The sequence below is a fragment of the Shimia aestuarii genome, assembly GCF_022814865.1.
Lineage (GTDB): Bacteria > Pseudomonadota > Alphaproteobacteria > Rhodobacterales > Rhodobacteraceae > Shimia > Shimia aestuarii_A.
Genome location: NZ_JAKVRD010000007.1, coordinates 1 through 14,812, shown reverse-complemented (window position 1 = coordinate 14,812; position 14,812 = coordinate 1). Strand labels below are relative to the sequence as shown.

The window sequence follows — 14,812 nt, the reverse complement described above, 5'->3', positions numbered from 1 at the left end:
GGGGATCGAAAATGGGAAATGTACCACAGCATGATCCGCTCGTTTTAGGGTTGATTGAGCTTTGCCGTGTGCAAGGCGTGTCTACATCGAGCTTGCAATTGACGGATGGCTTGCCAAGAGAGGCAGAAGATCGGCTGACCGCTGATCTTGCTCCGCTGGCATTGCGCCGCGCCAACATGAGTTGCCGGGTGAGCCGGGAAGCGATCAGCACGCTCCCAGAGCATAGTTTCCCGGTTCTCGTTTTCCTCAAGGATGGACGCACTGCCGTCATCGAGACCTTCGAGGGCGGAAAAGCGAAAGTGATCCTGCCCGAATCCGGCGGTGGCCGCGCGGTCTGGTCCGGTGAGGAATTGCAGAAACGCCATGATGGGCGCGTGCTTTTTGCCAAGCCGATCGACATCGTGTCGGATCGTCTTGACGGCAAGAAGGGCGATCCGCGCCATTGGCTGCGTGGCCCACTGATCGAGAATTGGTGGATTTATCGCGATGTCATGGTGGCCTCTTTCGCGGCCAACATTCTTGCGGTGGCGACGGCGCTTTTCTCGATGCAGGTGTATGACCGCGTGGTGCCCAACAACGCATTCGATACGCTTTGGATTCTGGCCAGCGGCGTCGCGATTGCGATCGTTCTTGAGCTGGTGCTGAGGTTGATGCGGGCCTCGCTTGTTGATGTCTCAGGTCGCGACCTTGACTTGAGGCTTTCGGCCCAACTCTTTGATAAGGTGGCGAATATGCGCCTTGCGCATCAACCCGCCTCGACCGGTGTATTCGCCAACCAAGTGCGCGATTTCGGCACGGTGCGTGAATTCTTTACCTCCGGCACGGTGACGGCGCTTTGCGATCTGCCCTTCGTATTCGTCTTTATCGGGGTGATCTGGTTCATTGGTGGGCCTGTTGCCTTTGTGGTTGCCGCCGGTGTGCTTTTGTCGGTGCTGCCGGGAATCCTGATGCAGAAGAAACTGGCGAGCGCCTCGCGGGAAAACACGCGGGAGGCTGCGGCGCTAAACGGGTTGCTGCTTGAGACGATTTCCAATCTCGAAACCGTCAAGGCGGCACGGGCCGAAGGGCGCGTGCAGCGTGCACATGCCCAGCTTACGGCGACCATGGCGACGACCGCCGTGCGCACCCGAAACATCACCAACCTGATGACCCAGCTTGTGAGCACGGTGCAAAAGCTTGCCTATGCTGGGGTGGTGATTGCCGGGGTGTACCTCATCAGCATGGGCGAATTGACCGTCGGTAGTCTGATCGCCTGTACGCTCCTGTCGACGCGTGCCATGTCGCCGATGGGGCAGGTGGCGGGGCTTCTTGCACGCTGGCAGCATGTGCGCGCCGCGCTGGAAGGTCTCAACGAGATCATGAAATTGCCGGTGGAACGGCCGTCGGATCGCCACTTTGTGCGCGCCGAGAACCTCGAGGGTAAATATACCCTTCAGGATGTCGTCTTTCGGCACGACCCGAGCGCGCCGCCAGTGGTCAATATCCAAAGCCTGAACCTAGCTGCGGGTGAACGTGTTTCGCTCCTGGGTGGGAACGGGGCAGGGAAGTCGACCTTCCTACGCCTCATCGCGGGGCTTACGGACCCGCAGGCGGGCTCTGTCCTGCTGGACGACCTGTCTCTTGGACAGATCGATCCCATCGACCGGCGCAGGCAGATCGGGTATCTGCCGCAGAGTGTCGCGCTGTTTCAGGGAACGCTTCGGGAGAACCTGCTGCTCGATCACGGGCTGCATTCGGATGAAGAGCTATTGAAGGCGCTGGATGCGGTGGGGCTTGGCAAGTTTGTGCGTCAACACGTGCGCGGCCTCGATCTTAATATCCAGAGCAACGCCAACGTCTCGGGCGGCCAACGCCAGTCGATTGGGCTTGCAAGGGTCATCCTTCAGGATCCCAAGATCGTGCTCCTCGACGAGCCGACCTCGGCCTTTGACCACATCACCGAGGCCAATGTGATTGCCTTCCTCAAAGAGTGGCTAAAGGGCCGCACCGTTGTCATCGCGACTCATAAACGCGAGCTTCTCGGGCTGACAGATCGCGCGATTGTCCTGAAGGATGGTCGTGTGGCGCGCGATGGTGATCTGCTTCAGATCCTCAACGCGGCACGGGCCAATTCGAGCTCGAAGAAACCTGTGCAAGCGGTCACATGACGAACCCGGATCTCATAACCACGAGCCATATCGACGGAAGTTATCGCCGCCACACCTTGAAGAAGGCAAGGTTGGTGATTCAGACGGTCGTCTTGTCGCTTATCATCGCGATTGGCTGGGCCAGTATCGCGGAGATCAGTGAGATCACTCGCGGCGATGGTCGGGTCGTTCCGCTCCGCCGCTTGCAGACGATCCAGAGTTTGGAAGGCGGGATCCTCGCCGAGCTTTACGTCTCAGAGGGCGACATCGTTGACGAAGGTGAACTGATTGCCCGGCTTGATCCGACGCGTTCGGAAACCGCATTCAAGGCGACACAAGCCGAGATCGAAGCCCTGTCCGCCGAGGTGGCGCGGCTTGAGGCCGAGGTGCTCGAGCTGCCCGAGGTGGATTTCGGTGCAGAGCCAAATGCCTCTGAGGCGACCGAGCTACGGCTCTTTAAGGCACGCAAGAAGAAGCTCGAAGCGTCGCTTGCTTCGCTGAGTGAAGAGCGGCTCGCGATTCAGAACCAGATCGAAATCACCAGCCCGTTGGTCGAAACCGGCTCGGTGAGCCAGATTGACTTGCTGCAACTGCGTCAGCAAAAGGCCGAGTTGGACGGCAAGATCAACGAGGTGCGCAATGCCTATGTGCAGGACGCCTACAAGGATCTTGCCCAGCGACGCGCCAAGCTTACCACGCTGCAGCAGGATCTGATCCAGAAGCAGGATGAGTTCAAACGCACCGAAGTGCTCTCTCCGGTGGCTGGCCGTGTCAACAACATCAAGATCACGACCTTGGGTGGCGTGGTGCAGCCCGGCGAAGCGATCATGGAGATCACGCCGACCGATGACCAGCTTCTGATCGAGACGCAGGTCTTGCCGCAGGACGTGGCCTTTGTGGCGCCCGGCATGCCGGCGAGCGTCAAGATCACGGCCTATGACTTTGCCACCTATGGCGACCTGCGGGGCGTGGTCACACAGATTTCCGAAGACACCGTGGAAGAAGACACGCCGCAAGGGCCGAAAGACTTCTACCGGGTAATGGTGCGCACCGAGAAAAGCTATCTCGAGCGGTTCGGCAAAGAGTTTGCGATTAGACCGGGCATGGTTGCCCAGGTTGATATCGAGAGTGGAGAAAGATCGATTCTGAGTTACCTGACGCGTCCTCTACTGCGCGCCAAACTTAGATAGAACAATGGCCTAAGAGGCGCGTGGGGGCGCTCCTCGACTCACGGAACACTCTCTTCGAGGGTGATGGAAAGGGACGATTTATGCTGCCGAAGATGAACCGGAAGAGCTTTTACAAGTTCTTGCGCCAATCCAGTTTGATCGCTGTCGGGGCAGGGATGCTTGCGGCGAGTTTCACAGACGCGGTCAAGGCTCAGGCGGTCTACTTGACGGATGTCGAGGTGCGCGGTGCCGAGTTCATCTCCGAGGCGGATATCCTACAGGCCTGCGACATCATCCCGAATTTCCCGTATCAGGACTACGATCTTGCGGCGATTGAAGATTGCCTGATGATGACCAGCGTCTTTGAAGAGGTCGATGTGCGCACCGAGGATCGCACGCTTGTCGTAGAAGTTCAGGAGCTGAACACACGGCCTGGCCGGCTTGAGGCATCACTGGCGTATGCATCCGTCGATGGCGTGATCGGGAGCCTCTATTTCGAACGCTACAACCTGTTTCCCCAGACCTTCGGGTCTTTGCGGCTCGACTTTAACACCGAGATCAAGCGCGCCACCGCGAGCCTTTACCGCAACAACCTTCCGGCTCCGGGTTTCGGCATTGGCTTTGATATGCATCTGGCCAGCCTGAATTACGACGACACGTCTTACACACATGAATATGCGCGACTTGAACCCTATCTTGCTTGGTCCCTGAACCGGAATACACGCGTCGAGGTGGGGCTGGGCTATCGGGGGCATCGGCAATCCGATATTGGCGCCGGTGCGAGCGCGCTCGTGGTCAAGGAACAGACCAACGGCATTTCTGCGCCTTACCTTCGGTTTGGGTTCAACCATAGCTCTGACGCGGTTCTCGACGATGCGTGGGACGCGGCGGGGTTTCAGTTCAAGTTCGACCAGTTCTTCTGGAACCTCGGCACAAATGACCAACTGACGGATTCGCGCGTCGCGATGAGCTCTTATGTGCCACTTGGGAATGACTTCCGTTTTCTCGTCTCGGTGAGCGCCGGGTATGTCAATGGCCTCGACGGGAACGCCACGCGGGCAATCGACCGCTTCTTTCCTGGTCCGACAGACCTGCGCGGGTTCTCGCCGCGTGGGCTTGGGCCGAGACACGCAGGTGATGCTCTGGGCGGCAACAAGTATGCTGTCGCGTCCTTCGAGGTGCAGAAGAAACTCGACACCATGTTCAAGGCGCCCGTCTATGGCGGCATATTCGTCGACACAGGTGCCGCGTGGAGCCTCGATGACACGCTCGGCGGAGTGATCGATGACAGCCAACGGCGGCGCAGTTCGGTGGGCCTCTCGTTGACCTTCAACGTGGCGAATACGCCGGTGTCCCTGTATGTCGCCAAGCCGATCGAGAAGGAAGCGGGCGATCAGGAACAGGCCTTTGGCCTAAGCTTCACCGCGCGATTCTGACTCCGGAAAAGCCCTCGGTCCGCCCGCCCGGAATCATTGATTTCTTGGTGGGCAAGGGGCCGAGGCGCGCGACCAGAGATACATACCTTAGTATGGGTTTGGGTTTGCGACACTTTTCATGACCCGTCTGCGGGCGTGCGGGAGCCGCACATGCATACCACATAAGTCATTGATATAAAACATAATCCATTCAAATTGCGTGTCCTCTTTCCCTTAAGGAAGGGAAATCACGCGGCCTAACAGTGATGTGAGAAAAAGGACTATCCTAAAGGTTCGTAAGGGTGTATACCTAAGTATTAGATTTACTAAGGGGACTCGATCATGAACCTCTCTTTCTCATACGCAGCCAGCTCCTCCAAAGGGGGAGAATACCGCTCACAGAACGCAAGACACGCCAAGGGTGTTGGGACTCTTGAAGACGCTCTCTTTGAGAGCCTCGATGTGCGCTTGAGCGAATCCGAAAGCACGCGTCGCAGTCTCAATGACTTCCTGCGCGTGAACCGCCGGATCCGCGCATCACGTCTCTGCCGCCAATAAGAAAGATCTTTGATCTCAGGCGCGCAGAGAATTTGCTCGATCAGACGCGCCTGAACGAGCTACGGAAGAGGACGGCTTATTATGTTACATAGCGTTTTCGGCGAAGCACAAGTTCGCGCCAACCCTGTTCCCCAGGCGTTCCAAGAGAGACTCTCCGTTGCCGTGCTTCTCGAGCAGGACAAGCTCGCGGTTGATCTTTGCCGCAAGGACAGTGAATTTCACGTGGTCTCGATGTTGCCCGACACGCCGGAAGATGCGCGCTCGGTCGTGCAGCGGTTCCATCGCGAACTCAGCTACATCATCATCGATGAAGACTTTTTCGGTTCGCCCGAAGAAACCGCGGATGCGGCGTTCCAGTTTCAGCGCATGCATCCCGGTGTTCAGGTTCTTGGCGTCAAGAGCGAGATGTGGGAAGACGAGTGCATTCTGGAAACGCTTGGTGCTTGCCACAAAACACTCCCGAGCAACCCCAGCGCGGATGTCGTGCTTGATGCTCTGAGGAACCTGCACTGAACCGTGAAGACTTTCGTCTAAACGGTTCAGATATATCCCTTTTCTTTCGCGAGAATAACCGCTTGTGTGCGGTTGCCAGCGCCGAGTTTGGAGCTGACTGATTTCACGTGCATCTTGACGGTCGCTTCGGCGAGGCCAAGATTGGCCGCGATATCCTTGTTCGAGCGTCCCTCGGCCAACAGCAACAGAACTTCCATTTCCCGGTCTGAGAGCGGCGATTGGTTGCGTTCCTGGGTTTTCATACGCTGATGGCTGATGAGTTCGACCGGCACATAGCGCCCGCCCGCGGCCATAAAGCGAATCTCATTGGCGAGATCTTTCAGCGAAGCTGTTTTCAGCACCACACCTGATCCACCGAGTTGGAAGATCTGGCTTACGACGGTCGGGCTCGGGGCGCTGGTCAGGATACCGGTCGGCTTGCCGCCATTCGCCTGAAGCGCCTTCTCCATCCCCGTCACGCCATTCATGCCCGGCATGTTGAGATCGACAAGAACAAGGTCGAACGGCCCGTGTGCTTCGATCTTCTCAAGCGCGATAAAGAGGTCGGGCGCAGTCTCGACTTCGATGTCGGGCAGGGAGGACAGGAAGTGTTCGAACATCTCGACGACCATCGCGTGGTCATCTGCAATGAGGACGCGGAGACTGTTGGGTGCGGAGCTAACGTTCATCGGTTGATGCGGTCCTTTGAATTTCTATGGTTTGTTCTTAGTGCCATATGCGGTCTGAAATCTAGTGAATGATGGTCTTGTGCCCTATGTGGGGCCCGAATGTTGCGTGATAATACGCGAATTCGGCTGTGTGTGGCAATTTCGATGGTCAGTCGCCGGGCAGGTGCGCGACTTCCTCGTCCACGCGGGTCAAGGCGTTTTCAAGCGCGTCAGCGATCGGGCCGAGGTCTTTGGTGTTCTTCTCCACGGCGAGTTCGAGTTCACGCAGGTGTTTCTCGACCCCGGCAAGACCGGTCAGGCTACTTGCTCCGGTCGCGGCATGAAGGATGCGCCCGATATCGGGCGGCAGGTCCGACTGACGGATAATCGCGAGCGCGTCCCGTGCTTCTTTCTGCGATCTGCGGATGAAAGTGATCGCGCCATCCCGGCCAAACTGCTCGATGATTTCGCTGACGGTTTTGCTGCGGAAAACGTCTTCACACATCTCACGGGCCGGTTGTTCGGGGGGGCTTTGGGGGTCTGGCATGGGGTCTTTCCCTGTTTCGCCTCGGTTGAGGGCCTCGGAAATGGCTTGGCAGAGGTCTTTCGGACGGATCGGCTTTTCCAACACGCGCCGGATCCCCGCCTTCATGCAGGCGTCGACAATCCGGTCATCGCTATGTGCGGTCAAACCGATGATCGGTCCGGCCCAAAGCGGCGGCTCTCCGTCCGTGCCGGGCTGAAGCACTTTCGTCGCGAATTGCACACCGTTCATATAGGGCAGGGTCATATCCGTCAGGATCAGGTCGAGGTCGCTCAGGAATGTGGTGTCTTCGAGCAGGGACAAGGCCTCGATCCCTGTGCCCGTTGCAGACACTGAGGCCCCGGCACTTTGCAGGGTATGCCTGATCCAGTCGCGACTTGAAGGGCTGTCCTCGACAAGCAGGATACGCGCGCCATCCAAAGTGCCGGCGGTTGCAGACTGTGTGACCGGGGCGTTGCCATGGCTTGGCGGGGCGCCGGCCGGAAGGGTAAAGGACGCGCGCAAGCAGGTCCCGATGATGTGTGCGTTTTCATCATCATGGCGATCGATCACATCCATCTTGCCGCCAAGTTGGTGTAGCGAATGCGCCAGCACGTTCAATCCGGCAGAGGTGCGCCCTTGTTGCCCGGCTTGGCCGCTTTCCTTGGGGCCGGAAGGGCTTTGCGGGGTTTGTCGGAGCGCGCGGGTCAAGCGGTCTTTCTGGTCATCGGGGAGGCCGCCGCCGGTGTCACAGACTTCAAGGACGATCGACAGTGCGGGTTCATCGCCCTGATCGAGAGGGATCGGGATACAACGCAGCCGGATATGGACCTCGCGGCCACCGTATTTGACGGCGTTGTCGGTCATGTTCTGGAACAAAGCCCTGACGAAGCGTACCGGCCCATGCACCCATGTGTCATCCATAGGTTCGATGGAGACCTTTAATTCGGTCTGTTGCGCATGTGCGATCGGACCAAGCAACGACAACAAAGAGCGCAACTCATCGTTGATATTAAAGTCCTCATCCGCCTTCAGGCCCGCCGCGTTCTGCTCGCCCCGGATCACAGCAAGGACATTGCTGATATGCTCGAGGGCGATATCCGCCGTTCTTTGGAGCTGATTGCGAAGCTCGTCTGTATCCTTCTCCGTCGTTCCGGTCGCGCTGAGGGCTTCTTCGGCAGAGGCCAACAAGGATTGGATCGGGGTGCGCAGATCGTGCGCCACACGCATCAGAGTCGCCGCGCGGGCCTTGTTGCGCAGCAACGCGGTCTCGACGTCATTTTCGGTCAGTCGGACGAGGAAGGACTCCATGTGAAGGAGCGGTAGAAACACGATTTCGCCCTCGAGGTCGCCATGCGGTGTCGGCACGGACACGCCAAGGCTTGTCGCGCGCTTTGCCTGTTTGGTGATTGAGGGCCAATCGAGCATCTCGGTGATGCCCATCTCATCAAGGCCAAGTCGCTGCGCCGCCGAATTCGCCAGAAGGGCGCTCCCGTTCGGAGAGGCGAGAAGCACCGCACGGCGATCGGTTGCGATCATGCGGGCAATCGTGCCGAGAAGGGATTGGCTCATGCGCTTGGTGTCACCGGTCGTCATAGATTGCGTCTTTTCCTACTTCGTCATTGGTAAAATCAGCCTGCCACGAGGGCACCAATCTCTACCATATTGGCGACGGAGCGCTTCTGACGGCACCCGCAATGCATACTTTCGAGGTTACTGTAGTGGGCGGGGATTGGGAATAGTGCTGGCTGTTGCGGGGGGCAAGATACCCAGCAAAGACCTTCCGGCACGGGCAGGTGAGGCTAATACCTGTTGAAAGAAGGTGGTAAAGAACTATCAAAAAGGTTGAAAAGGTATGGGGGTAATGCTAGGGCGTATGTATCTAAAGTATGTCACCGCTCGGTTGTATGGTGGCGATGGAAGGGATAGCGTAAATGGCTACGAGTGGAATTATCACAGGTGATCCTGTGGAAGTTTATTTGGATGTGAACCGCGATGCGGTTGTAGGTTTCCAACAATCGGGTGAAGATTTGATGCTGTCGCTGGCGAATGGCGACGAAATCCGTGTTGTCGATTTCTACAAGCCTGCGGCAAACGGCCAAGAGCATCGCCTCATCTTCAGCGATGGCATGACCCTCTCTGCGAGTGAAATTCCGACCGATGACATGGTGGAAGCCGGTCTTGGCGCGGGCTTCTCGCTTGATCAGGTTGGCGCCGGTGTGGCGGCGCTGGCCGGTATCGCGGTGGCATCCTCCTTCGGTGGCGGCGATGATGGCGCGCCGGATGGTCCTTCGGGTCCGACTGGACCGACTGGCCCCACGGGCCCGACCACTCCTGACGAAGAAGCGGGTGTCCTCGATTCCGTCATCGGCGACGAAGGCCTGCTTGGCCCGGTGACCGGTGACGATGGCGCGCTTGGCGCGATCACCGGCGAAGACGGTCTTCTTGGGACGCTTGTCGGCGACGATGGCGCGCTTGGCGGGATCACCGGGGAAAACGGGCTTGTTGGCTCGCTGCTCGGCACCGGCCTTGTGGGGGCAGGCGGCAATTCTGATGATCCGCTCTCCAGCGTGACCGAAGGCCTTCTGGGCGAGGGAAGCATCGTGGGTGGCCTGCTCGGCACCACGGGTCTGACCTCTGGCCTTCTTGGCCCGAACGGGCTCATTGGCGGCCTGCTGACCTCTGATGGTCTGATCGGTGGCCTGCTGACCGAAGACGGTTTGATCGGTGGCCTTTTCGCAACCGGTGGTGTCGTCGATAGCCTTCTTGGCGGCGATAGCCTCGTCGGCGGCCTGCTTGGTCAGGATGGTCTCGTGGGCGGCTTGTTGCTCGGCGAGGATGGTCTGGTCGGCGGTCTGCTGACTGAAGACGGTCTTGTTGGCGGCCTCCTTGGTGGTGTGACCGGTGAAGATGGCCTTGTCGGTGGTCTGCTCGGACCTGACGGCCTTGTCGGCGGTCTCCTCGGCGGTGTGACCGGCGACGATGGGCTTCTTGGCGGATTGACTGGCGACGATGGTCTCGTCGGTGGTCTGCTTGGCGGAGAAGATGGCCTGCTTGGCGGTCTGACTGGTGATGATGGCCTTGTTGGCGGTCTGCTAGGCGGAGAAGAGGGCCTGCTTGGCGGTCTGACTGGCGACGATGGTCTTGTCGGTGGTCTGCTTGGCGGCGAGGATGGCCTGCTTGGCGGTCTGACTGGTGATGATGGCCTTGTTGGCGGTCTGCTTGGTGGTGACGATGGTCTCCTTGGCGGTCTGACCGGCGATGACGGCCTGGTCGGCGGTCTCGTCGGGGACGATGGCCTTGTCGGTGGTCTGCTCGGCGGTGACGATGGTCTTCTTGGTGGTCTGACTGGCGATGATGGTCTTGTCGGTGGCGTCCTTGGTGGCGACGATGGCCTCCTTGGTGGTGTGACCGGTGAAGACGGCCTGGTCGGCGGTCTCGTCGGGGACGATGGCCTTGTCGGTGGTCTGCTCGGCGGTGACGATGGTCTACTGGGCGGCCTGACTGGCGACGATGGTCTTGTCGGCGGCATCCTTGGGGAAGGCGAAGGCCTCCTCGATCCGGTTCTGGCAGATGGCGGCCTTCTGGGCGACGTCACTGGCAACTCCGGCCTGCTCGGCGATGTGACTGGGTCGGACGGTCTGCTTGGTGAAGTGGCGGGCGACGATGGCCTTGTCGCGGATGTCACCGGCCTTGTCCTTCTGGGCGATGGCAACCCTGATGCCTCCGGCGGTCTTCTCGACGGTGTGCTCGGCGGTGATCTCCTCGGTGGTCTCGACTCCGATGACAGCCTGATCTGATCCGGCTGACGCCTAACGAGCGAAACGGTTAGAAGAGAGCCTTGTTCTTATAGCAAGGCTCTCTTTCTTTTCGCCGGCCCGGAAAACGCCTTTTGACCCTTCCGAGAAATGATTGGTGATATTTCGGCAGGGTAGTGCTTGGGCTGCAACAGCCCTATGGTTGTCTCACGACCGGCGATTTGCCCGCGCGCAATAAGGTGCAAAGATCGGGACGACAAAGATTGGAAAAGACGCTCTTGCCATGCACGCATATCGCGAACTGCTCGGCAAAGCCGCGTAAATGACTTGGGGAACACATGAAGGCAGTCATCTGGGGTTACAAGTACGACGACATGCGGGCGAGCTGGGCGCCGGCGATGCAAACACTTGTCAAAGGGTTGCAGGAACTCGGTTATGAAGTCGTCCTGAAAGGCCTAACATGCAACGGGCTCACGGATGTGCGCGAATTTGATCCGAAAACGGACAACCCGTGCGATGTGGTGGTCTACAACCACTGCGATATCTCGCATTTGAAAGGGAATATCGTCAAAGCCGCCAAGACCTTGTTCTTCAAACCCACGATTCCCGATTTGAAGCACTTCACCATCGATGAAATGGGGTATGGGCCGTATTCCGCGATCACCTATGAGCGCCCAAAATATGAACTGACCAATCCAGAGCCTTTCTTTTCTGAAAAGGTCGCCAAATGGAAAGCCGAGCGAACGAACAAGTTCTCGGCCGAGCTTGAGGCAGTGTCGGATCTGCCAGAGGACTACTGGCTCGTGCTTGGGCAATGTGTGGCGGATGAAACCGTGACACGGCATGATTTCGGCGATCACCGCCGGAAATTGCTACAGATCGTGCCTGAGATCCGCCGTTGGTCGTCGATCCCCGTGGTGGTCAAGCTGCATCCCTATATGGATGGCACCAACGCAACGACCACCGACTACTCCGAGCAGGTCGCCAAGGAACTGACCCGTGATGGGGTGCATGTGCATTACGGCAAGCTCGATATCCATTCCATGCTGCCGCGCGCCAAAGCCGTCTTTCTGGCCAATTCAGGAGCAGGCATTGAGGCAATGATGCATCACAAACCCATTATTTCATGGGGTTGTCCCGAATATCATTGGATTACCTACAATCTGCGCCACCTCGCAGATGTGCGTCGGGCGATGGACCTGCGGTGGTTTGATCGGGAAAAACAGGCGCGTTGGCTGGCGTGGTACTATGGCGAATATTGCGTCGCCTCCCTGGAAGACGTGAAGGCCCGGTTGCGCCGTCTTGGCCTTGATAAGATGGCCCGCGCCTGATCGTTAAGCCCTTGTGATTAAATAGAAAACATTCGCGCTTGCGTGCGTCGCCTTTTCCGGCGTCGCGCCTTCAGATCACCTGCGCTAGGACAGCGTGCGATGGGGGCGGTCGATCAACGATCGTCGGGAACCTGCGTGTGGGCAGACAAGAGGCGCGCGAATGCAAAGGGCGCTATCTCAAGACAAAGCCGTGTATTTTTATCCACAGAACGCATAGCCCACGCTAAAGTATTATTGCGCACTAACCAAAAGACTGTTTATAGTCATTTTTATGGCCTTTGATGCCACCTTTTGTTGTGGTGGCCAGTTAGATGTTAAGGAGTGGAAAAATGGCTAATAGAGTGATTCAAGCTAAGCCTGACCAAATTCGGGTCGGCCTCGATGTCGAACGTGGCGACGTCGTCAAATATTCCCAAGATGGTAACAACCTGATCGTCGAGATGAAGAACGGCGACATGATTGTGATCGAGAACTACTATGTGCCGACCACGGATGGTTCGTTGCACAGCATCGTGTTCGTCGATGGCGACACCATGAACGGCGATCCCGCTGCTGGTGGTCTCGGCGATGACATGGAAGGTATCGGCCTTGCGGCTCTGGCACTCGGTGCCGTGGGTCTATTGGGCGGCCTCGGAGGAGGGGGCGGCAATGGCCCGTCGGGTCCGACTGGCCCGACGGGTCCGAGTGGTCCGACATCGCCGACCGGCCCGACCGGTCCGACAACGCCGACCGGCCCCACTGGCCCCACGACCCCGACCGGTCCGACTGGCCCGACCAATCCGACTGGCCCCACGGGTCCGACGTCGCCGACCGGTCCGACCGGTCCGACAAACCCGACCGGTCCGACAGGTCCGACGAACCCAACCGGCCCGACAGGTCCGACGAACCCAACTGGCCCGACTGGCCCGACCAATCCGACCGGCCCCACTGGTCCGACGAACCCGACTGGTCCCACCGGTCCGACCGGCCCCGCGGCCGAAGAGCAGGGCTTCCTTGATCCGCTGATCGGCGAAGGGGGTCTGCTGGGCGACCTGACCGGCAACGGCGGTGTGCTCGGCGATCTGACAGGCTCCGAGGGTGTTCTTGGTGATCTTGTTGGCTCTGAAGGCGCGCTTGGCGATCTGGGCGACCAGCTTCTCGGCCAGCCGATTCTCGGTGACGGTGTTCAAGGCGACGAAATCGGTCTTCTTGACGGCCTGATTGCCGACCAAGGCCTTCTTGGCGACCTGACCGGCAACAGCGGTGTACTGGGAGATGTGACCGGCTCGAACGGACTCGCAGGCGATCTGCTGCTCAACGACGGCGCGCTTGGCGCGGTGACTGGTTCGGACGGTCTCCTCGGCTCGCTGCTCGGTACGGGTGCCATGGGCGAAGGTTCCGGTGGCGGCACACCGAGCGAGGGACCGCTCGATGGCCTGCTGGATGGTGTCCTGGGCGACGGTGGCATTCTTGGTGGTCTGCTGGATGGTGACCTGCTCGGCACCGATGGCGGATTGCTTGACCCGGTGCTCGCGGATGGTGGCCTTCTGGGCGATCTGACCGGCAACAACGGTCTTCTTGGCGCCGTGACTGGCTCTGCAGGAGTTCTCGGTGTCGTAGCGGGCGAGGCTGGCCTTGTGGCAGGCCTGACCGGTATCACCTTGCTTGGTGAAGGCGATCCGAACGCGGGTGGCGGTCTGCTCGACGGCATCCTTGGCGACGGCTCGCCGCTCGGTGGTGATCTGCTCGACGGTCTCCTTGGTGATACTTCGCCGCTGGATGGCCTGCTGGGTGATGGCTCGCCACTGGAAGGCTTGCTCGGTGACGGTTCGCCGCTCGAAGGTCTTCTCGGCTCTGGCGCGGGTCTTCTTGATCCCGTGCTCGCGGATGGTGGCCTGCTTGGCGACGTGACCGGCAACTCCGGCCTTCTCGGCGATGTGACCGGCAATGACGGTCTGCTCGGCGAAGTGATCGGAGAAGGCGGTATCGTTGAACAAGCCGCAGGTATCGCACTGATCACGGATGGCGATCCGAACGCGGGCGGTGGCCTCCTCGGTGGCCTTCTTGGCGACACGTCGCCGCTCGACGGTTTGCTTGGCGATACGTCGCCTCTGGATGGTCTCCTTGGCGATACCTCGCCCTTGGATGGCCTTCTGGGTGACAGCTCGCCGCTGGATGGCCTGCTCGGAGACGGTTCGCCGCTCGAAGGTCTGCTTGGCGCAGGTGAGGGTCTTCTCGATCCGGTCCTCGCGGACGGTGGGCTGCTCGGCGATGTGACCGGCAACTCCGGGATCCTCGGCGATGTAACCGGCAATGACGGTGTGCTGGGCGAGGTTGTCGGAGACGAAGGTCTCGTCGCTGATGCGACCGGTCTTGTCCTTCTCAGTGACGGTGATCCGAACGCGGGTGGCGGCCTCCTCGGTGGTCTGCTCGGTGGCGGTGATCTGCTCGGCGGAGACCTGCTCGGTGGCGATCCGCTGACCGGTTTGCTTGACGACATCTCTGGGGTGTAAGTCAGGACCCGGCTCCGGCGAAACTCATCAAGGCCACGGCCCGAGTTTCGCCGAAACGAAAAACCCAGCGCTTCAGATGTGAGGCGCTGGGGGACAAGAACAAAATGGATCTGATATACAGATCCACCGAAATAAGGGAGGGCTGAAGGGCTTTGATCCTCCCCCACTGAAGTGGTCCTCCGCTATGTTTAGGAAAACGGAGGAAACACATGGCCAACAAGCGACCGAAGCCGGAAGAGATTGTCACGAAGTTAAGGCAGGTTGAGGTTCTGACGGGGCA

General features: G+C 59.2%; 9 protein-coding genes. 7 read left to right on the top strand and 2 right to left on the bottom strand.

Features of this window, described 5'->3' with window-relative positions; genetic code table 11:
- Positions 1 to 11 precede the first annotated feature (11 nt).
- The 4 genes from MK745_RS08735 (at position 12) to MK745_RS08720 (ending at position 5,781) form a co-directional block, all read left to right on the top strand.
- Complete coding sequence (locus tag MK745_RS08735; RefSeq protein ID WP_243612908.1) at positions 12 to 2,147, top strand: type I secretion system permease/ATPase; 2,136 nt, start codon at positions 12 to 14, stop codon at positions 2,145 to 2,147.
- Complete coding sequence (locus MK745_RS08730) at positions 2,144 to 3,316, top strand: HlyD family efflux transporter periplasmic adaptor subunit (protein ID WP_243612907.1); 1,173 nt, start codon at positions 2,144 to 2,146, stop codon at positions 3,314 to 3,316. The genes MK745_RS08735 and MK745_RS08730 overlap by 4 nt, the downstream gene beginning before the upstream one ends.
- An 80-nt stretch (positions 3,317 to 3,396) precedes the next feature.
- The gene (locus MK745_RS08725; RefSeq protein ID WP_243612906.1) at positions 3,397 to 4,731 is read left to right on the top strand and encodes a BamA/TamA family outer membrane protein; all 1,335 of its coding nucleotides are present in this window, start codon (positions 3,397 to 3,399) and stop codon (positions 4,729 to 4,731) included.
- A 618-nt stretch (positions 4,732 to 5,349) separates the two neighbouring features.
- Positions 5,350 to 5,781, top strand: a complete 432-nt coding sequence (locus MK745_RS08720) for a hypothetical protein (RefSeq protein ID WP_243612905.1) — start codon at positions 5,350 to 5,352, stop codon at positions 5,779 to 5,781.
- 26 nt (positions 5,782 to 5,807) lie between these two features.
- Here the strand turns inward: MK745_RS08720 and MK745_RS08715 are convergent, their stop codons facing one another.
- The gene (locus tag MK745_RS08715) at positions 5,808 to 6,449 is read right to left on the bottom strand and encodes a response regulator transcription factor (RefSeq protein ID WP_243612904.1); all 642 of its coding nucleotides are present in this window, start codon (positions 6,447 to 6,449) and stop codon (positions 5,808 to 5,810) included.
- Between the two features lie 148 nt (positions 6,450 to 6,597).
- A complete protein-coding gene (locus tag MK745_RS08710; protein WP_243612903.1) occupies positions 6,598 to 8,547 on the bottom strand; it encodes a hybrid sensor histidine kinase/response regulator in 1,950 nt (649 codons plus the stop codon).
- Positions 8,548 to 8,885: 338 nt separating this feature from the next.
- Here MK745_RS08710 and MK745_RS08705 point away from each other — a divergent pair, with 338 nt between their 5' ends.
- The 3 genes from MK745_RS08705 (at position 8,886) to MK745_RS08695 (ending at position 14,532) form a co-directional block, all read left to right on the top strand.
- A complete protein-coding gene (locus tag MK745_RS08705; protein ID WP_243612902.1) occupies positions 8,886 to 10,751 on the top strand; it encodes a BapA/Bap/LapF family prefix-like domain-containing protein in 1,866 nt (621 codons plus the stop codon).
- A 296-nt stretch (positions 10,752 to 11,047) separates the two neighbouring features.
- Complete coding sequence (locus MK745_RS08700; protein ID WP_243612901.1) at positions 11,048 to 12,040, top strand: hypothetical protein; 993 nt, start codon at positions 11,048 to 11,050, stop codon at positions 12,038 to 12,040.
- Positions 12,041 to 12,369: 329 nt separating this feature from the next.
- Positions 12,370 to 14,532, top strand: coding sequence for a BapA/Bap/LapF family prefix-like domain-containing protein (locus MK745_RS08695; RefSeq protein WP_243612900.1), 2,163 nt, complete (start codon positions 12,370 to 12,372; stop codon positions 14,530 to 14,532).
- Positions 14,533 to 14,812 lie beyond the last annotated feature (280 nt).

What these genes read in the sequence shown, in the direction of transcription:
- MK745_RS08735 (WP_243612908.1), top strand. Translation starts at nt 12, where the DNA reads ATGGGAAATGTACCACAGCATGATCCGCTCGTTTTAGGGTTGATTGAG.
- MK745_RS08710 (WP_243612903.1), bottom strand. Translation starts at nt 8,547, where the DNA reads ATGACGACCGGTGACACCAAGCGCATGAGCCAATCCCTTCTCGGCACG.
- MK745_RS08705 (WP_243612902.1), top strand. Translation starts at nt 8,886, where the DNA reads ATGGCTACGAGTGGAATTATCACAGGTGATCCTGTGGAAGTTTATTTG.
- MK745_RS08695 (WP_243612900.1), top strand. Translation starts at nt 12,370, where the DNA reads ATGGCTAATAGAGTGATTCAAGCTAAGCCTGACCAAATTCGGGTCGGC.
- MK745_RS08715 (WP_243612904.1), bottom strand. Translation starts at nt 6,449, where the DNA reads ATGAACGTTAGCTCCGCACCCAACAGTCTCCGCGTCCTCATTGCAGAT.
- MK745_RS08725 (WP_243612906.1), top strand. Translation starts at nt 3,397, where the DNA reads ATGCTGCCGAAGATGAACCGGAAGAGCTTTTACAAGTTCTTGCGCCAA.
- MK745_RS08720 (WP_243612905.1), top strand. Translation starts at nt 5,350, where the DNA reads ATGTTACATAGCGTTTTCGGCGAAGCACAAGTTCGCGCCAACCCTGTT.
- MK745_RS08730 (WP_243612907.1), top strand. Translation starts at nt 2,144, where the DNA reads ATGACGAACCCGGATCTCATAACCACGAGCCATATCGACGGAAGTTAT.
- MK745_RS08700 (WP_243612901.1), top strand. Translation starts at nt 11,048, where the DNA reads ATGAAGGCAGTCATCTGGGGTTACAAGTACGACGACATGCGGGCGAGC.